Consider the following 20,199-nt stretch of genomic DNA (forward strand, 5'->3'; position numbering starts at 1 on the left):
TTATGGAAACCCGTCGTTTTTGCATTTCGAGCGGCACTATTATATGTGAAGGCGAAAAAAGTTTCGTAAAAAGTGCGCGGCGAGTGGCACACTCGCATCATACATAGTATAGGCGGTAAAAATTACAGAAAAAATTCATGAAAAAGTGCGCGGATTGGCAATCTCGTGCGTCATACGCTGTAGAAGGTGAAAAATTGCGAAAAGGGAGAGATTGATTATGAAAAATATTTATGAGGTTGTACTAGTGGAAAACGGAGAAGAGATTACTGTTGATGTTCTACGTATTGAAAGCCAGGAAGAATTAGAAGATAGACGATCTCACTTGGCAAAAGGTTATTCGATAAAGGAATGCAGTTTAAATCAAGATGAGTTAATCGATTTTCTGTTAATGATAAAAGAAATCGAAGAAGATGTTGAATATATCGGTAAAGTTGGTGTTGATAGTGGGCAACTTTTAATTTCTGATCCGTGCTACATAGAGAAGGGGTTGCAGTCATTTGAATACATTGAAACTCATAAACAAGTATTAAATGGGCTAGCCTTTGCATTTTCTTTAGCTAAAGGTGATGGGATTTATGGCGTTTACGCTAAAAGAGATGAAAAAGGTCGTATTTATAAAATCGAAATTGAATAAACGGAGCGGCTTCGGCTGGTATCTCAAAAGAAGCATCGTTTTGTAACGGTGCTTTTTCTTTAATTCGTTAATCACTGTGGAGTTATGTAGTAAAAGTTCAGATTTTAATAGGAGGTAATGGTGAATGAATTCGGCTGTATTACAAATGAAAGAAGAAATCAAAGTGGAAACAAGGCGTGAAAAAATAGAAAAGCAATTAAGAGAGGCAATCGATAATTATATGGAAGGAAATTATACGATTGATGAGGCGATGTACAAGCTGTTACATCAATCGAGCCCGATAAAAGGTTGGTTAAAGAAGAAAGCAAAACGTTTTTTAGACGGAAACTACGACATTTCTATTAGATATGAGGTCGATGATATATACAGTTTGTTAACCGAAGAATTGTGGGAGTTCGTTGCAGAAAGTTCGAATCGTTATGAAGAAATACTGAATTATGTAACCGTATTAAATTACCGTTGTGATTTACGCCTTACAGATTTTAAACGGTATTTTTTAGCAGAAAAACGGACTGTCGAAAGAGTTACGAATCCGAAAGACGACGAAACCCTCGATTATGTTGAATTAAGTACACAGGCGAACGGAAATTACAGCGTCAGTACATATAGAAGCGGCGATAGTGAAGAGGAAAACGAAGTAGGTCAAGCTAGCCGCCGAAAATTCCTTGTTACAGGTTACGGAGAAGAAGTGTTAGAAAACCGTGTGCTGATAACTGAAATGCTAGAATCGCCAGCCTTAAACGAAAAAGATCAGCGGTTATTAAAGTATTTATATCGTTATCCTGATGCATCGTTATCTGAAATAGCGATGGATTGCGGTTACACGAGTAAAAAGGCGGCAAGCCGTGGCATTAAACGAATCGCACGCCAACTTATCTATCTTATACGTTATTAACTATGTATCTATGTGTTATTACGGTTAGTAGCGTATGGGGGCGGTTCTAATACGTATTATTTCCGTTCTATTAGCCTTACGTATTTATAGGTCGTAAAAAGTAATAGAATCGTGCGGGTAAAATGAAAATAATTAAAGATTATAACGGGAATTTTTGTTTCTACTTTGGTTGTTTAGAGGTGCGTTTGCGTTGTTGTTTTAATCGTAGAGCTGTTCGTGATTAAGGAAGTGAAAGCGTATAGGGAAGCAGTTAGAGAGCAAAAGAGAAGAGAATAGAAAATATTTCATAAACCTCCATCTTTTAGGTATAATAGTTTAGTTAATATATTTGAAGATGGATTTTTTATGATAAGGAAATAATGAGGTGATAAAGTGTTACAAGAATACGCTTTAGTTTATTATGGACCAAATGATCCAGTAACAGGCTACTATATAAAAAAATTAATAGATGATTTGAAGGATGATAACTTTATAGATCTGATAATAGAAACAGTACGTAAAGAAACAAAAACACTTCAAGATTATGAGGAAATATTAAAAATTAAAGTTATTCTTGAATATGAGTTAGTAATGGACAATATAAATAGTCCAGAATTTTTGGAAGTATTAAGCCATCTATATAAAAAACTCACCGATGAAGATATCAGCCGAGAACTAATTAAAAAAAAGACAATATCGTATATAAATCAAAGTGCAGTAGAGATTTTTAAACAAGCTAATTATAATATTCAAAAGGAAACATTAATGATTGGCCTAAATTTTGCTGGTGCTATGAAGGTATGGGATGAAATCATAACACATGCAAATGAATTGTTATTAACTCGTTATTTTAATGAATTATATGAGTATACGAAAAAAAAGAAATTAAATGATTTAACTTATAAAATGATAAATAAAATACTATTTCCTATATCTACAAAGCGGTATGAGGAGAAAATAGGAATTGCATTACGAATAAGAAGCGATTTTAAGGATGTTTTTAATAGGTTTAAGATAGATTTATGTGGTTTTTTTGATTTAGCAGAATTTGCGAACTTAACTAATGTGGAACAAGTTAAAATGTTGAGAGATACTTTAGGTAGTAAAATACTTGGTATTGAAGGTGAAATCCAACTGAAAAGTAAACTTGAAGATGCGGAAGAAATCTTTGATGAAAATCTAAAGGAATCAGGTATGGAATACGAGATAACATCAAAAGAATTTGCAGATTTAGAAGAGTTATATGACGATTTTCGAGAAAAGTTTTATCTTCTTACTTATAAAGAAAATTTCCCCATCTATCAAATTATGCAATATCAAGATAAGAAACCAACCACTATTCTTGATCATGTTTCAAATCTAGATGGAATAAGACATGAAAAATATGGTAATGTATCTTTTTCAATGAATTTTCATTATTTTGAAACATTGATGGTGCTGGAAACTATACATCTTATTTATAAATACAAAGATATGTTTTGGGAGGAACTTTCAAAACTTGCAATTGATATTGAAGGATTTATAGGATTAGGTGGATTCTTAAAAGCGGATATAAAGAAGCTTGAAAAATTAGTGAACGAGAAAGATTTTTTTCTAGCTTCTTCATTTGTAACACAATTAATTGAAAGGTTACTTAGAGAATTATTACTCAAATTATTATATGGAGTGACGGATATTCTAAAGGAAGCAAAATTTACACTGGGCATTATGCTAGATATAAAAAGGGAAAGCATTCTTAAAGAAATTTTCACTAGTGAAGAAATTGAAACAATGGAGTACTTTTTAATAAATAATGAGTACGGACTTAATTTAAGAAACAGATTAGCTCATTATAATATTAATTCAGAAGAAGTAGGCATCGATATCTTTGCTCGTTTACTGCATATTTTAGTTTTCATTTTGGTTAAGCTTGATTATCAAGGTATAAAGTTTGAAAGTGAAAATTTACAGTTTGAAGAGAACCAATAATATATTACTACTAATTTTTACCCTCTTAGTTACCTATACGTAATGTAGGATACGATGAAATTATTTTTCGTTTGACTACTGTATTTTAAGCCTTTAGTTACCTATACGTATTAGGAGGACTCTACTAATTTTTAGTATGTTTTGTGTCCTATTATATGAGAAATATCCATCAGATGTTGGGCAGTACCGGCTACGTATTACCGTAGTCGTTATTCTTCATAATTTAATTTTTCTAACGCATTCTTTAGCTAACGTTTAGAGGGCGCTTCCTACGTGGAGGCGTCTTTTTCTTTTGGCTTCGATGTGAAGTTTCGGAATATCGTAATAAAAACTAATTAGAAAGGGGTTGAATCAATTGAAAATTGACGGCAAGTTAGTTCGTTTGCTTCGTTGCGACGAAGGATTAACACAGGAGGCTTTTGCGAAAGCGTTGGGCGTAGGTGTTACAACAATCGCTAATGTAGAAATTGGGTATCGTCCGGTCTCCGATCCATTAAAAGTGAAGCTAATTCGTACGTTCAACTTAACGGACGCTAGATTAGGAGAATTGAAGTCGTTAGAAAAGGTGGTTTTTGCATGAGGTCAGATACGATGATAATCGATTTTACAGCGTTACGCATTCCAAACGAAGCATATATCGTAGGTGCAATGATGGATTACTTTCACATCGACGAAGAAGGTAATCGTAGCTACCCACCTTGTAAAGTAGCGAGTCTCTATATTGATGATACGGAAGTGAATTCAACGACTAAGTGTATCAAATACATATTAAAGTGCTTAGTCATGGAAGTGCCGGAAGGTGTTACGCAAGTTGTATTTCGTTCCAATCTCCCACACTGTATGCGAAGTAGGGACTATCGTAAGGAAGTTGACGGCTTAATTGACGCTGATATTCGCGTTAAGTACGTACATCGACTAGGAAATAAATTAACTCAGTTACAGCTATTAGCGAATGACGCGTTAACTCGAAAATCTAGTGTGATAGGAGTGGTTTCATGAAGGAAGCAGTAGCAATTATATTTTTACGAAGTCACCCCGTAGCGGGATTAGCGGTGAATTGGCGCGTTATCGATAAGGATACAGGCGAAATTATTCGTAATGACGCATTCTCTCGATACCAATTCGAAATCGTAGAGACGGTGAACGGAGTCATGCAAGACGTAATTGGCGTTTGTAATGAATTTGACCGCCGCTTAACTGGTATCCAACTGAAAAGGGGATGAGTGCTATGAAACAAGAAATCTATCGCGAAAAAAGTCGTATCTTTATCAGCAACCAATTACAAGAGGAAACTGAGACTATCGTTTATTATAGCGATGGATCTTTTTTAATTATAAATTCTAATGAATACACACAAAACGAGGAGGAACTTATTAATGTTTAAAGATATCTATATGTTAACGGATGAAAAGGTGGAAGGTCATTACAAGCAAGCCGGTCATATTTATACGGTACAAGAGGAAAATGCTGACGAATTAATTAAGCAAAAGAAGGCTTCATCTCCGTACGACTATGGGCTAACTCACTGGAGGGACAAAGCGGACAAGCTTAAAGAAGACTTCCAAAAAGAGTTAGACGCGATTAAAACGAATAACCGGTTAACCGATATCGCCAAAAAAGAAGATATCAAGGCGCTTATCGAAAAGTATGACGCAGACTTCGCAATAACACAGCGATTATACATGGAAGATATCGAATCACGTTTAGCGGATGCTAAAACGGAGGAGGGCGTTTCAGCTCTTAAAACTGTAAATAGATTCGATGCTAATAAGGTTCGACAAGAGGCTGGCGTAATTGTATCCGACCTAGTCATGGCGAGCAATTTAAACGAAGTTGTTTCCTATATGGAAGAGAAGCTTCAGTCTATCGATCGTGAGGTGGCACGTGAAGTACTATCTCAATTCGTTAGTATTAAAGGAACATTAGACGATTTAAAAGGAAATACAGCAATGGAACGAGCACAAGGGACGACGAAGATTCGAGGTATTTATGAAGGATTAAAGAGTGCAGCCGCTGACGAGGCGCAAGTACAGGCGAATTCTAAAGTAGGAATGTATTCGGCCATAAAAGATCATCGAAGTGACCTTTTATGGCAGTGGCGCCAGAAAAAGCTCGCAATTGAATCGGCTCAAAAGAGATCGATATAAAAAATCGAATAAATCTAGTTTATTAGGACGCTTTCATAAATGAGGGCGTCTTTTTATTACAAATTAAACGAAATATAGGAGGAAGTAAATTATGTCAATTTCGCATTTAGAACCGTTTCAACCACCAGCATTAAAGTTATTAGTCGAGGAGGTGCTACATAATACCCCACCTTCGTTCACTGACAGAGTCTTACCTAATTTCGATTCATTTGATACACGCTTTGCTTTCGAAGTAATTAAGAGCAATAAACATATCGCAGCACTGATTGGTTACGGCGCAGAACCGCCGGTAATGGATAAGAGTGTAGTCGCTTCGAAAATCGGTGAAGTTGTAAAGATGGGGCTTAAGAACATTTACACCGAAGAAGAACTATTAGCACTCAACACGCCGAGAAGTGAAGGCGAGAGGGTAAATGAGATTGGAAAGATGTTAGCTAAGAACGTTGACATCATCGGTGCTTTACAGTTACGTATCGCTCTATTGAAGCTAGAAGCAGTCATGAAAGGTGAGATTAAATACGATGGTAACGGAGTTAAGATAAACCTTGATTTTGGCATTCCGGAAGAAAACCATATTGTACTGGAAAAAGGCGCTGATTGGAGCGATCCAATGCACGACATACTCGGAGATATTGAGGAATGGGTGTATAAATACGAGGACTTAAACGGTGAGCGCCCGGATTTAATTGTTATTCCGCCGGAGGTTTCGAAACTATTACGTTTCAACCAGGGCATTCGCGCAGAAGTTGCGTACATGAAAGGTGAAAGCTCAAGTATTCCAGTACATGCAAGTAACGAAAAAGTCCAGGAGGTATTCGATACGTTTAGATTACCTAAAATCGAATTTCTTAAACGACGAAGCATTACAGCACGTAACGTTTATACAGGCGAAGATGAGCAAATCGAGTATGCACTTCCGAACCGTATCGTTTTCGTAAAAGAACGTGCTGGCGAAACTATCTTCGGACCTACTGTGGAAAATGATTTTAATCCAGGGTACTGTTTACAGATTTACGATAACCGAGAGCCTATCGAAAGCGTTCAAAGAGGCGTCGTTGCCGCGTTGCCAGTGGTTACCAAACCGTCACTATTAATGTTCGCAGATGTTATTGATAACGAAGCACCCGTGCAATAAAGCGTGGGTGTTTTTACTTATATAAAAAATTAGGAGTGATTACATGGGTACAATACAAAATTTAAAAGAGATGGAAAAACTCGCGATTACCTTAACAAAGACAGACGCGTCGCCAAAAACAAAAGTTCAGATTGGAAGACTATTAGAACTTTTTGGGGAAGAAAGCGTAAAATTCGGTGGGTTATACCAAGCCTTAAGCGATGAGCTAGCTGAGTTAGAGGATTTACGACGTTTTATCAAATCTCAGGGACTCTCAGAAAACTTTTCAACGTTCCGGAAGATCGGGAGTAGATAATTATGTCTACAAATCGCGTAGAAGTACAGTTACTTGCAGATATAACGAATTTACAAAGAGGCATGCAGCAAGCTACCCAAGTAGTACGTAATTTTCACCAGGCGGTTAGTCAGCCTATTAATATACCGGCGCCTACTATTCCGACACTAAATACAGCGCCTCTTCAACAAGGGTTACAACAAGCCAATACACACGTACGAAACTTTGGTAACGGAGTAAGCAGGGCAGGACAAACGATGCAGAATGCGTTTGCACCAGCGGCGGCAGCATCAGCGTTTGCGTTAGGGCGAATGATTCAGAATTCGAGAGATTTCGAATCGCAAACACGACGTGCAGCGGTACTTACCGGAGGTAGTTACGATCAAGTTAAATCGTCTATTCTCGATATGGCGTCTACTTCAGTGTATTCAACGGGAGAAGTTGCCGCGGCTTTTGCCGAAATGGGCGCAAAAGGTTTCGATGCTGCCCAAGCGACTGACGCATTACCTGGCGTATTATCAGCCGCTGCAGCATCGGGAGAGGATTTAGGATTAGTTGCTGATACGATTACTTCGGCGCTTAATTCATTCGGAATGGAAGCGTCAAAAAGTGGTCATGTGGCGGATGTACTTGCCCAGGCGGCGAATCAGTCAGCGGCGGGCGTACTTGATTTACAATATGCATTTAAGTATGCTTCCGGTCCAGCAGCGCAATTAGGAATTTCGATGGAAGAACTCGCAGCATCTGTTGGTATTATGGCAGATAATGGTATTAAAGGAGAGACGGCGGGTACGGCGTTACGTGCGTCCTTATTACGTTTGGTTAAACCACCGAAAGCCGCAGCTAACATGTTGAAAGAGCTTGGAGTTGCCGTTACGGATCAACAGGGTAATATGAAGCCGTTAAGTGATATTATTGGTCAACTTAAAACAGGTATGGAAGGCATGACGAAAGCGCAAAAAGGTGCCGCATTAGCTACCATTTTCGGTGTAGAAGCTGTTTCCGGTATGATGGCACTTGTTTCGGCAGGTCCCGACGAAATCAACAAAATGACAAAAGCGCTCGAAAACTCCGGGGGCGCAAGTAAGAAAGCAGCCAAAGATATGCAGGAAGGATGGGCTGGTGCGTTAAAGATGATGGAAAGTGCGTTAGATACCGCAGGGCGCGCATTTACAGACTCTTTAGCCCCGGCTATTACCGCAGTCGCCAATAAAATCGGATGGTTAGCGACCGCTTTTAAGGACCTTCCATCATCGGTGCAAACTATCATCGCTACAGTCGCAGCAGTCGCAACCGCGTTCCTTATTTTTGGTACCGTAGCAGGTATCGCCATGAGTGCTATCGGTACATTCGTTAGTGTTATCGGTGGATTAGCCGCTTCTCTCTTCGGAGCAGTCGGAGGAATGAGTGGTCTATCCGCGGTATTTGCAGCGATAACCGGTCCGATTGGAATAGTCATCGCCGCCATTGCAGGATTAGGCGTAGCGTTAGTAGCCATGTGGCAATCTAACGAGCAGTTTAGGAATAGCGTTATGACAGCATGGACCGCTATCCAGGAAGTAATTAGTACCGTTATCTCAGCCGTTAGTTCTTTCATTATGTCGGTATGGGGACAAGTAGTCGCTTTTTGGAATGAAAACCAAACTTCGATTTTAACAGCAGCACGAAACGTGTGGACGATGATACAAACGGTGATTAATACGGCGCTTACGGTAATTATGGCGATATTCCAAGCTGTGTGGCCTGTCTTGCAGCTCATCGTACAAGGCGTATGGGAAAATATTAAGGGCGTTATACAAGGCGCTTTAACCGTTATTCAAGGGATTATCCAATTATTTAGCGGCATATTCTCCGGTGATTTTGGGCTTATGTGGGAAGGTATTAAGAACATTTTCTTCGGCGCTATTCAAGTTATTTGGAACTGGTTTAACTTAATGTTGGTCGGTCGATTACTAAGCTTAGGTAAACTACTATTCGCAGGACTAAAAGGAATCGTAGTAGGCGGATGGTCGTTTATTAAGTCCGCTTTCCAAGGCAGTATTTCTAGCATCTCGACGTTAGTATCTAACGGATTCACTTCGATTAAAACGATTATTAGCTTTGTAATGAATACAGTAAAATCAATCGTTTCCGGCGCATGGAACGCAATTAAGAGTGGCACATCGAGTGTAATGTCAGCGATTCGAAGCGTGATTTCATCGGTATGGAATGCGATTAAGTCGATCATTTCCACCGTAGTAAATTCGGCAAAAGCAGTCGTACAAGTAGCCTTTCAGTCTATGAAAAACGTAGTCTCTGAAATTTCGTCTAGTATTAGCTCAACGATATCTAGCGCATGGAACGGCATTATTTCCTTCTTAAGAGGAATCAACTTAATGAGTATCGGTAAGAACATCATGGACGGTCTATTAAAAGGGATTACTTCGATGGCAAGCTCGATTTGGAATAAAGTAACAGAGATTGGTAACGGTATTAAAGACAAGCTTACCGGACTATTTAAAATCCACTCACCGTCTAGATGGATGCGAGATATGATCGGTGTGAATATGGTGCAAGGTTGGATTAACGGTATTGACGGAATGAAAGGCGCGGTGTTAAGAACGGCGGATAACATGACGAACTGGATGAAACCGGAGATGCTTGCGGTGGATACAGGTTATGCAAATACGTCTTTAGCGAAGGCTGTTTCACCTTCGGCTTATTCGAACAAAGAACGTTCAAGCGGAGATGTATCAGCGCAGTCATCTAGTAGACCATTAACGATTGAAAACGTAATGGTTATGGATGGATACGAAGTCGCAAGGGCAACTGTAGATCACCTAGATGGTATGCAAGCTGACAGATTATCGATTAAATCTTATATGAGAGGGCGTTAATGATCGAAATCAAATAGAAACGTTCAAACATGACGGCGGGTCTTCCTATTACGGAGAGCTCGCCTTTTTTATTTATATAAGAAAGGAAGCGAGATTGTGAACGTAGAGAAACAAGTAAAACGGTTAGTACGAGACACATGTGCTTGTTATACATCGAAAGAAGGTAACTGTATATACCAGGAAAAATGTCCTTTTTTAAATTCGTTATATTACCGTGATAAAGAAGTAAAGTTTGAAAGTAAGCGATGTGACTATTTCGAAAAACACGTACTACCGGCTGATAAAGAATTATATGCGTTATATTTCAACGAAGGTCAGAACGGAAAGGTATGCGCGGTGTGTAACGATCATTTTATCGCGAAAGGTAACCGAGCTAAATATTGCGACAGTTGTCGGGGTGACGTACGTAAGAAACAGGCGAGGGAGCGTATGCGGAGATATACTAACAAAATAGGGTAATAATTACGCAACAGGACGATTAAAATGCGTTTTAAGCTCGTATTTCACTGATAATAACAAGGAGGATACGAGCGTTATATAAAGAGTAATGTATTTATATTATAACGGTCTAAATCGTAGTGTAATGCGTAAAGTAGACGACAGAGGCGGCGGGTCTTTCCACAAACGGAAGGGTTCGCCGCTTTTTTTGCCTATTTACGTCGGAACATGTCAGAGTTTATTATTGAGCATGATAAATAAGTGTGTTATTATACGAAGATATGCAAATAAACGTCTAATTATGTAAAACATATTGTATTTCCATTCCGTACATATTATTATTAAGGTAATAAAATAATGTTCGGAAAAAATGAACTTGAGGAAATGCGATGAAATCGGGCATTGTGCCGTTTAATATCGTAACTGATTACTATCAGTATTTCGGTAAACGCCCACCCCGTAATTCATAGTATAAAACCTCTATAGCACGCATATACTGGCTATTATGTAATGTGCTAAAGGAGGAAATAATATGGATGGTTTCCAATTTTCAATGATTCAAAAGGCCATTCATCGTACGTATGATGAATTAGGGGAAGAACTTCAAGGGACAGCGATAGATGAAATACAAAGAGCTCGCGAAGAATATTTATCAGCGCTGTCACATGAAACGTTAATCGAAAAGCGGTACTTAAAGTCATTAATAGAGTAAAAAGTTTTCCTTTGTATAAAGGAAAACTTTTTTCGCTCATTTTTATGTATTACAACAGGGGAAAGCAACTGCGTTTTTATAAATAGCGGTTGCTATATCTTTTTATAGAAAAACTTTTTGGTTGGAGGCTAAGGATGTTTACTGAGAAAAGGTTACCATTTGAAGTGGGGAAGCAAGATAATTTTTATGATAAGTTGAATGAGTGGATTGGAGATGTGTTTTACGATATCCTCCCAGAAAAAGGGTTTGAAGAACGTGATGAACAAATTTTCATGGCATTCCAGTTAGAACGAGCATTTCAAGAGAAGCAAGTAATGTTTGCAGAAGCAGGTGTTGGAACAGGGAAAACAATTGTATATCTTCTGTATGCGATTTGTTATGCACGTTATACAGGTAAGCCGGCAATTATTGCTTGCGCAGACGAAACGTTAATTGAGCAGCTTGTGAAAGAAGAAGGAGACATTGCAAAGTTATCTGAAGCATTAGGATTATCTGTTGATGTACGTTTAGCAAAATCAATGGATAATTATTTATGTTTACGTAAACTTGAAGATGTAATGAGTGGACGAGCTCCAGAAGTGATTGAGGATTTATATTATGAATTGCCTCAATTTGTATTTGATCATGGGACAATGCAAAACTTTACTCATTACGGTGATCGAAAAGAGTTTCCGTTATTAAATGATGAAGAATGGTCAAAGGTATCTTGGGATTATTTCCAAGACTGTTTTACATGTGATTCTCGTCATCGCTGCGGACAAACACTATCTCGTGAACATTATCGTAAAGCAGCAGATTTAATTATTTGTTCGCAAGATTTCTATATGGACCATATTTGGACATATGATGCACGTAAGCGTGAAGGACAAATGCCGCTTTTACCAGAAAGTAGCTGTGTTGTCTTTGATGAAGGTCACCTTGTAGAATATGCGGCGCAAAAAGCACTTACGTACCGCTTAAAACAAACGATGATGGAGCAATTATTAACTAGATTATTACAAAATGATATTCGTGAAGAATTTGCTCATTTAGTAGAGGAAACAATTTGGCAAACAGAACGCTTCTTTGATGTATTAAAAGAAAGCAAAAAAGAAATTGCTGGATCTGATCGTTTAGAAATTGCAGTAACCGAAAAAGTGACGACAGAGGCAAAACGACTCTATGCGAAAATTGCTGAAGTCGGTGATGCGCTTGTGTTTGAAAGCGAAATGCATACAGTGAACACATACGATTTAAATATTGTTGATGAGCACTTAGATGTATTGGAGCATTCGCTTCGTCTCTTTATGCATGAGAAAAATGTAATTACATGGGGAGAAGAAGGAGACGGTGCTTTTACATTAGTTATTATGCCACGTGCGGTGGAAGAGGTATTACAAGAGAAAGTATTCTCGAAAAAAATTCCTTACATTTTCTCTTCTGCTACATTATCTGACAATGACTCATTTGCATTTTCAGCAAATAGTTTAGGGGTAAAAGATTATTTATCATTCTCAGTTGCTTCTCCATTTGATTATGAAGAGCAAATGAAAGTATATTTACCATCGTATAAGAAAGAAAATGAATGGGAAAGAAAATGCCAGTATACACTAGAGCACATTCAAAAAACAAATGGACGTACGTTAGTGTTATTCCGTACAACGCAAGAGCTTGCGGCATTTAAAGAATATGTAAATAAAGAGCAAATGTCTGTTCCGTTCTTATATGAAGGAGACCAGGAGATTAGTCAGCTTGTTTCTCGCTTCCAAAATGAAGAAGAAACGGTACTATGTGCGGTTCATTTATGGGAAGGACTAGATATTCCGGGATCTTCACTATCACATGTTATTATTTGGTCACTTCCATTCCCTCCAAATGATCCTGTGTTTGAAGCGAAACGCAAACATGTAAATGATCCGTTTTGGGATGTAGATGTACCGTATATGATTTTACGTCTTCGTCAAGGAATTGGTCGTCTGATTCGTACGAGCGAAGATAAAGGATACATTTCTTTATTCTTATCAGAAGATGAAAACGAAAAGGTAGTAGAGGCTGTAAAACAAGTACTTCCAGTGGAAGGAAAAGTATTACAATAAGCTTGGCATTTGCCAAGCTTTTTTCTTTTAAAAAAGGATTTGATTTCTTTATGTCGAAGTGAAATGAAGGAGAAGAAGGAGGCTAATAATATGACAATCGTTACATACGAAGTAGAAAAAGAGTTTTTAGCACATGTAAAGAAAATGGATAATTACGGGGAAGCATTGAATCTCATGTTTTGGGATTTGCGCACAGGTGCACCGAAGCAAGGGGTAGATCAACGTTCAGAAGTGATTGGAATGCTTTCAACAGAAGTGTTTGAATTATCAACTTCTCAAGAAATGGAAAGGTATTTAAATGAATTAGAACTGTTGATTGCTGAAAATAAACTTTCAGAAACAACGAAAAAAATTGTGGAAGAATGTCGCAAAGAATATGATCGTAATAAAAAGATTCCAAAGCATGAGTATGAAGAATATGTAAAATTACAAGCAAAAGCAGAAAGTGTATGGGAAGAAGCACGTGAAAAATCAGATTTTCAAATGTTCCGTCCATACCTAGAAAAGATTGTTGCGTTTAATAAGAAATTCATTACATATTGGGGTTATGAAACATACAAATATAATACACTTTTAGATATGTATGAGCCTGGTGTTACGGTAGAAGTATTAGATCATGTGTTTGGACAATTACGTGAGCGGATTGTACCGCTTGTAAAAGAAATTTCCGAATCTAATAAAGCGTTACAAACAAGCGTGTTGTTTGAGAAATTCGGAAAAGAACAGCAAAAGAATTTCACAGTACAGTTATTAAAACAATTAAATTATAATTTTGAAGCGGGGCGCCTAGATGAAACGGTTCATCCGTTTGAGATTACATTGAACAGAGGGGATGTTCGCATTACGACCCGTTATGACGAGAATGATTTTCGCATGGCGGTCTTCGGAACAATTCATGAATGTGGACATGCTGTTTATGAACAAAATATTGCAGAGGAATTAGAAGGAACGCCACTTTGTAGTGGTACATCGATGGGGATTCATGAATCACAATCTCTATTCTTTGAGAACTTTATCGGTCGTAATAAATCATTCTGGAAGAAAAATTATGATGTATTAAAGGAATATAGTGATGGTCAATTCGAAAACGTATCTGTCGAAGACTTCTATGATGCAATCAATGAATCGAAACCTTCATTGATTCGCATCGAAGCAGATGAACTTACGTATCCGCTTCACGTTATGGTTCGCTATGAACTGGAGAAAGAACTATTTGATGGCACATTAGAAGTTAAAGACTTACCGGCAGCTTGGAATGACAAGATGGAAAGTTATTTAGGCATTCGTCCAGAAAGTGATGCACAAGGCGTATTACAAGATGTACACTGGGCAGGAGGATCGTTTGGTTATTTCCCATCTTATGCGCTTGGTTACATGTATGCAGCACAATTCAAACATAAAATGCTAGAAGAGATCCCAAACTTTGATGCATTGTTAGAAGAAGGAAATGTGACACCAATTCGTGAATGGTTAACAAAAAACATTCATCAATATGGAAAAACAAAAAAACCGTTAGAAATTTTAGAAGATGTAACAGGTGAAGGATTAAATGCGAATTATTTAGCGGATTATTTAGAAGCGAAATATAAAGAGATTTATGAGTTGTAAGAAAGAGGAAGAGCTGCTTCGTGCAGCTCTTTTTTTATGAACAGGGTAAGTGAAAGGGAAAATTATAAAGTGAAACTTTAATCAGTGGGGGTTTTCTTCATCCCCCACTGATTATTAGTTGAACCAATCGGGCTTTTACGGGCTGTTTATCTCCCACCTAAACTTCTTTGTAATCCTCAAGTTTTGAGGTGGGAGTTTTACAGCCCGTTAATGCGGGATAAATGTGGATTTATTTTATGGGGGGCGAATGATGAAGTATAACTTTAAAATTATGACACAAGAGCAAGCGGAAGATATAGCACATAATTGGCATTATGAAGGGGAACATTCTTTTTATGATATAGAAGCAGATCAAGAAGATTTAGTTGAATTTTTGGATCCGGAAACACGTGGAGACTCTACATTTGTTGTTATTAAAAATGATGAGATGATTGGTTTCTTTAGTTTTTGTAAAGTAGATTACTATACTGTTGATATAGGATTAGGGATGAGACCGAATTTGACTGGAAATGGAAATGGTTTAGAGTTTTTAATGGCAGGTTTAGCATTTGTTCAAGAGGAATATTCACCAGAAAATATAACATTATCAGTAGCAACTTTTAATGAAAGAGCAATAAAAGTATATAAAAAAGCTGGATTTGAAGCAGTAGGTACTTTTGTTCAAGAGACAAATGGTAGTAAATTTGAATTTTTAAAAATGAGTTATAGATGCTGATAAGTTTAGAGGGACTTTCGGTAGAGGGGAGGTTCTTTTTTTATATCCATACCAACATTTTTTGAAGATCTTGAAAAATATGTGTATCATTGAACTGGACATAAACGAGGAGAGATTGAATGATTACCATAAAAAATAAACGAGAAATAGATTCGATGCAAGAAGCTGGAAAAGTATTAGCTTCTTGCCATAAAGAAATCGCAAAAATGATTCAACCAGGTATCACAACTTTAGAAATTGATACATTTGTTGAAGAATATTTAGAAAGGTATGGTGCAACGCCTGAACAAAAAGGATATAACGATTATCCATATGCAATATGTGCGTCTGTGAACGATGAAATGTGCCATGGATTTCCAACTAATCAACCGTTAAATGAAGGAGATATTGTTAAGATTGACATGGTAGTGAACTTAAATAATGCTCTCGCTGACTCTGCATGGAGTTATAAAGTAGGAGATATTTCTAATGAGGCAAAAACGCTATTGCTAGTAACTGAAAATGCCTTATATAAAGGAATTGAACAGGCCGTGATTGGAAATCACATTGGAGATATTGGTCATGCGATTGAGAGTTATGTAACTGCTGAAAAATTCTCTGTTGCAAGAGATTTTACGGGTCATGGAATTGGTAAAATAATACATGAAGAACCGGCGGTATTTCACTTTGGGAAGCCAGGTCAAGGACCAGAGTTAAAAGAAGGAATGGTTATTACAATTGAACCTATCGTAAATATAGGTATGCGATATGCAAAGGTAGATTTAAATGGATGGACTGCAAGAACGATGGACGGTAAATTATCAGCACAGTATGAGCATACAGTAGCTATAACGAGGGAAGGACCAGTCGTTTTAACTGCTCATTAGATGGGGCAGTTAAAAATGAAAGAGTTTTCAAAACTCGAACGAAAAGTGTATATTTTAAAAATTCGTACGTGTTTTTTGCGGAAATGCTTTTCAAAGTAAAAAAAGTGCGTTATAATCCATCTATAAATAAATAAGTTAACTACACTCATATAATCGCGGGGATATGGCCTGCAAGTTTCTACCAAAGTACCGTAAATACTTTGACTATGGGTGAGGACGAATATATTGCTGGTTTAGCATTCTTTTTTGCGAAACTCCAAAAGCACGTCTCTCACTTATATTGGGTGAAGACTGCTTTTGGAGTTTTTTATTTGCATAAGAGGAGGAACAATCATGAAAGTGTTACAAGAGAAGATTATGAATGAAGGAAAGGTTTTATCAGATAATGTATTAAAGGTGGATGCATTTTTAAATCATCAAATTGATCCAGTACTTATGCAAGAAATCGGAAAAGAGTTTGCAAAGCGTTTTAAAGAAGAAAATATTACAAAAATCGTGACGATTGAATCTTCAGGAATTGCACCAGCTGTTATGGCTGCTTTAGAGCTTGGTGTAAAGGTTATCTTTGCAAGAAAGCGTAAATCGTTAACGTTACAAGATAATATGTATGTTGCCAAAGTATATTCTTATACAAAACAAGAAACGAATGAGATTTCATTATCTAGAAATCACATCCATGAAAATGACCGTGTATTGATTATCGATGACTTTTTAGCAAATGGTCAGGCTGCTCTAGGGTTAATGAGCTTAGTTGAGCAGGCTGGAGCAAGCATTGCAGGAATTGGAATTGTGATTGAAAAAGCATTTCAAGATGGGGGAAAAAAGCTGCGTGAGAGCGGTGTTCGTGTAGAATCACTTGCAGAAATTGCATCTCTTGATAACGGTACTGTTACATTTGTTCAGCATGAGACTGCGGAGGTGAAATAGCCATGAAGCAACACCCATTTAAAATCGCTTCCCTTGGTATTCAACATATGCTGGCGATGTACGCAGGAGCAATTATCGTTCCACTTATCGTCGGCGGGGGACTTGGCTTAAATCAACGAGAATTAACATACTTAGTGTCCATCGATTTATTAATGTGTGGTGTCGCAACTATTTTACAAGCTTTATCGAATCGCTTTTTCGGAATTGGCCTTCCTGTTGTATTAGGTTGTACGTTTACAGCGGTTGGACCGATGATTGCGATTGGTAAGCAGTACGGTGTCTCCTCGATATATGGAGCAATTATTGCAGCAGGATTATTCGTAGTTATTTTCGCAAAGTTATTTGGAAAACTCGTGAAACTTTTTCCACCCGTTGTAACAGGATCCGTTGTTACAGTTATTGGGGTTACATTAGTCCCAGCAGCAATTAATGATATGGCCGGTGGAGTAGGGAGTAAAGATTTCGGAAGTCTTGAAAACTTAGCGTTAGCATTTGGTGTCTTATTATTTATCATTATTATGTATCGCTTCTTTGATGGCTTTATCCGTTCTATTTCGATATTACTTGGACTATTATTTGGTACAATCATTGCAGCATTTATGGGAAAAGTCAGCTTACAAGCCGTTGCAGAAGCAGACTGGTTTCACGGTATCCAGCCGTTTTACTTTGGCACACCAACGTTCGAATTAACACCAGTCATTACGATGATTCTTGTTGCATGTGTCGGCATTGTAGAAGCGACAGGCGTTTACTTTGCTTTATCTGATATTTGTAACAAAAAAATCGGTGAGAAAGAGTTAACGAAGGGTTATCGTGCAGAAGGATTGGCAATGGTTTTAGGTGGTATTTTCAACGCATTCCCGTACACAACTTACTCACAAAACGTTGGTCTTGTTCAACTAACAGGTGTACGTAACCGTGTGATCATCTATACGTGCGGTGGTATGTTAATCGTTCTTGGATTTATTCCGAAAATCGCCGCATTAACAACGATTATTCCAAAGTCAGTACTCGGCGGTGCAATGCTAGCGATGTTCGGTATGGTTATGGCATATGGAATTAAAATGTTAAGCAGTGTAAAGTTTGAGAAGCAAGAGAACTTATTAATTGTGGCGTGTTCTGTTGGAATTGGACTTGGCGTAACAGTTGTGCCAACATTATTCTCACAGCTTCCAGAAAGTATTCGTATTTTAACAGATAACGGGATTGTACTTGGAAGTGCATCTGCGGTGTTATTAAATATCGTGTTTAATATGATTCCCCAAAGAAAAAAGAAAACAAAAAAAGAGCAAGTTCCAGTGCAAAGTGCAGTATAAGAAAAGCAAGATCTCGAATTTACGAGACCTTGCTTTTCTTTTTGAGAGGCATTTTCTTTCCGTATGTACCAAGGCGCCAAATATATTCAAATGGGCCGTATTGGTAATGGGAAAGCCACCAGCGGCTAATAAAAATTTGTAGTGTATAAAAACCGATGCAAAAAAGTGTTCCTGTCCATAATGGTGGAACTGATGTAGTACTTTTAAATACGAGTCCGAAGACCAATAATGTAATCACAGTCTGAGAAATATAGTTTGTCAGCGCCATGCGTCCTACAAATTGAAATGGGTGTAATATTTTTTGCCATCTTTCTTTTTGTAATAGACGCATGAGCGTAAAGATGTAAAAGATGAATAAAGTTTTACCGCTAAACATTGTAAATCCTAACATGTATATCGGCTCATACGGTTGTTTTGTTACAAAGTAGCGAATCATAAAGAACCACATTGGGATTGTGAAGACAAACATAATGATTTGCCATTTCTTAAGTTTTTGATCCAATTCACTAGCGCGGCGAAATATATCTTTTTTTCCAGCGTATAAGCCGAGTAAGAACAACCCAATTGATTCTGGAAGGAAGGAGATGTTTAACCAGATTGATTCAGAATAAAAGGCGGTAAAGCGATCTTGCACTTGTGAGCCCCAGTTTTCCAAAGGCATAATGGGTAGGGAAGATCTTAACTCTTCTATCGGTACAAATGCAAGCATTACACTACCTAGTAACATGAAGAATTGGAAAATACCTAGTAAGACAAGTGCCCATATAAGGATGGTCCGGGGAGCTCTTTTGTAAAACAATAATAAGAAAAATCCTGTAATTGCATAAGTATGTAAAATATCTCCGTCCCAAAAGAGAACGTAATGAGTAAATCCAAATAAGAATAAAATGAGCAGACGGCGAATAAATAATGTTGTTGGACGATTCGTCTTCATTTCAGCTCGTTGCATAAAAATATAAAATCCTAATCCAAATAAAAACGAAAAAATAGTATAAAATTTTGTTTGAATTAACATGTCATAAAATAGGCGGATATAGCTGTCTACTCCTTCATAACTTCCTGTGATATCGCGAGAGTCAATGCCAGCTATAATAGGCCAGTTAACAAGAAAAATGCCGAATATAGCAATACCTCGAATAATATCAATGGAATGAATCCTCTCACCTTGCGAAATACTTTGTGTCATTTATTTCCTCCTTTAAATAATTTCCTTTTATTATATAAAATGTAAACAATAGGAGGAAGGATATTTTCCAATTTTTTTAACTGTTAAGATACTTGTTATGAGATATAATAAAGATGCACAACAAGTTTTTAACTCCTTTAAAACAGGCAGTAAAAAGGCTCCTTATACCCAAGGAGCTTTCTTTTTTGAAATTCATGTTGATAATGATTCTCTTTAATGATAAAATGTACTCAAAAGTGATAATCATTATCAAAAAAGGCTGGTGTAATAAATATGATGTATGCATTTGTTGCAGGAACGGTTGCTGTATATGCTGTGATTACAAAATACGTGTTAAATGGAGTAGGAACAACAAAATGAACGACCTTACATAAAATCCCTTTCGTCTTTAAAAAGAATGAAAGGGATTTTTTATTTTTAATGAGAATATCCTGAAAATTTAGTATGA

Annotated in this window: 19 protein-coding genes and 1 riboswitch; of the genes, 18 read left to right on the forward strand and 1 reads right to left on the reverse strand. The window is 37.4% G+C overall.

The features are described 5' to 3' along the window. Nucleotides 1-217 precede the first annotated feature (217 nt). The 18 genes from QUF99_RS11120 to pbuX all read left to right on the forward strand — a co-directional run bounded on the left by QUF99_RS11120 (nt 218) and on the right by pbuX (nt 18,565). Nucleotides 218-634, forward strand: a complete 417-nt coding sequence (locus QUF99_RS11120; RefSeq protein ID WP_289370089.1) for a hypothetical protein — start codon at nt 218-220, stop codon at nt 632-634. Nucleotides 635-758: 124 nt separating this feature from the next. Beyond that, on the forward strand, nt 759-1,529 hold the full coding sequence (locus QUF99_RS11125; protein WP_289370090.1) for a hypothetical protein: 771 nt from the start codon (nt 759-761) through the stop codon (nt 1,527-1,529). 372 nt (nt 1,530-1,901) lie between these two features. Then, a complete protein-coding gene (locus QUF99_RS11130; protein ID WP_289370091.1) occupies nt 1,902-3,476 on the forward strand; it encodes a DUF4209 domain-containing protein in 1,575 nt (524 codons plus the stop codon). Between the two features lie 355 nt (nt 3,477-3,831). After that, nucleotides 3,832-4,056 (forward strand): helix-turn-helix domain-containing protein, encoded by a 225-nt coding sequence (locus QUF99_RS11135; protein ID WP_289370092.1) that lies wholly within the window; start codon nt 3,832-3,834, stop codon nt 4,054-4,056. After that, on the forward strand, nt 4,053-4,475 hold the full coding sequence (locus tag QUF99_RS11140) for a hypothetical protein (protein WP_289370094.1): 423 nt from the start codon (nt 4,053-4,055) through the stop codon (nt 4,473-4,475). The genes QUF99_RS11135 and QUF99_RS11140 overlap by 4 nt, the downstream gene beginning before the upstream one ends. Continuing rightward, entirely contained in the window at nt 4,472-4,699 is a 228-nt protein-coding gene (locus QUF99_RS11145; protein WP_289370095.1) for a hypothetical protein, read from the forward strand. Before QUF99_RS11140 ends, QUF99_RS11145 begins: the two co-directional genes overlap by 4 nt. A 5-nt stretch (nt 4,700-4,704) precedes the next feature. Further along, nucleotides 4,705-4,860, forward strand: a complete 156-nt coding sequence (locus QUF99_RS11150) for a hypothetical protein (protein ID WP_289370097.1) — start codon at nt 4,705-4,707, stop codon at nt 4,858-4,860. Beyond that, nucleotides 4,853-5,623, forward strand: coding sequence for a hypothetical protein (locus QUF99_RS11155; protein ID WP_289370098.1), 771 nt, complete (start codon nt 4,853-4,855; stop codon nt 5,621-5,623). The genes QUF99_RS11150 and QUF99_RS11155 overlap by 8 nt, the downstream gene beginning before the upstream one ends. 91 nt (nt 5,624-5,714) lie before the next feature. Then, on the forward strand, nt 5,715-6,758 hold the full coding sequence (locus QUF99_RS11160; RefSeq protein ID WP_289370099.1) for a major capsid protein: 1,044 nt from the start codon (nt 5,715-5,717) through the stop codon (nt 6,756-6,758). A 43-nt stretch (nt 6,759-6,801) separates the two neighbouring features. Next, a complete protein-coding gene (locus QUF99_RS11165) occupies nt 6,802-7,053 on the forward strand; it encodes a hypothetical protein (RefSeq protein ID WP_289370101.1) in 252 nt (83 codons plus the stop codon). A gap of 2 nt (nt 7,054-7,055) precedes the next feature. After that, a complete protein-coding gene (locus tag QUF99_RS11170) occupies nt 7,056-9,908 on the forward strand; it encodes a phage tail tape measure protein (protein WP_289370102.1) in 2,853 nt (950 codons plus the stop codon). A gap of 970 nt (nt 9,909-10,878) precedes the next feature. Then, nucleotides 10,879-11,058 carry a DUF3921 family protein gene (locus tag QUF99_RS11175; protein WP_286124301.1) on the forward strand — a complete coding sequence of 60 codons (180 nt, stop codon included), beginning with the start codon at nt 10,879-10,881 and terminating at the stop codon, nt 11,056-11,058. Between the two features lie 134 nt (nt 11,059-11,192). Further along, the gene (locus QUF99_RS11180; RefSeq protein ID WP_289370103.1) at nt 11,193-13,133 is read left to right on the forward strand and encodes an ATP-dependent DNA helicase; all 1,941 of its coding nucleotides are present in this window, start codon (nt 11,193-11,195) and stop codon (nt 13,131-13,133) included. 90 nt (nt 13,134-13,223) lie between these two features. Then, nucleotides 13,224-14,741: a carboxypeptidase M32 gene (locus QUF99_RS11185; protein WP_289370104.1), complete on the forward strand. Its 1,518-nt coding sequence runs from the start codon at nt 13,224-13,226 to the stop codon at nt 14,739-14,741. A gap of 250 nt (nt 14,742-14,991) precedes the next feature. Continuing rightward, entirely contained in the window at nt 14,992-15,456 is a 465-nt protein-coding gene (locus QUF99_RS11190; RefSeq protein WP_289370105.1) for a GNAT family N-acetyltransferase, read from the forward strand. 119 nt (nt 15,457-15,575) lie between these two features. After that, nucleotides 15,576-16,322 carry a type I methionyl aminopeptidase gene (map, locus tag QUF99_RS11195; RefSeq protein WP_289370106.1) on the forward strand — a complete coding sequence of 249 codons (747 nt, stop codon included), beginning with the start codon at nt 15,576-15,578 and terminating at the stop codon, nt 16,320-16,322. Between the two features lie 125 nt (nt 16,323-16,447). Further along, nucleotides 16,448-16,549: riboswitch (purine riboswitch) on the forward strand. 106 nt (nt 16,550-16,655) lie between these two features. Then, on the forward strand, nt 16,656-17,249 hold the full coding sequence (locus QUF99_RS11200; RefSeq protein WP_289370108.1) for a xanthine phosphoribosyltransferase: 594 nt from the start codon (nt 16,656-16,658) through the stop codon (nt 17,247-17,249). 2 nt (nt 17,250-17,251) lie between these two features. Further along, nucleotides 17,252-18,565, forward strand: coding sequence for a xanthine permease PbuX (gene pbuX / locus QUF99_RS11205; RefSeq protein ID WP_289370111.1), 1,314 nt, complete (start codon nt 17,252-17,254; stop codon nt 18,563-18,565). 19 nt (nt 18,566-18,584) lie between these two features. Here pbuX and QUF99_RS11210 read toward each other — a convergent pair whose 3' ends face one another. Further along, nucleotides 18,585-19,751: a DUF418 domain-containing protein gene (locus tag QUF99_RS11210; protein WP_289370112.1), complete on the reverse strand. Its 1,167-nt coding sequence runs from the start codon at nt 19,749-19,751 to the stop codon at nt 18,585-18,587. Nucleotides 19,752-20,199 lie beyond the last annotated feature (448 nt).

The organism is Bacillus sp. DX4.1, assembly GCF_030348195.1.
GTDB lineage: Bacteria > Bacillota > Bacilli > Bacillales > Bacillaceae_G > Bacillus_A.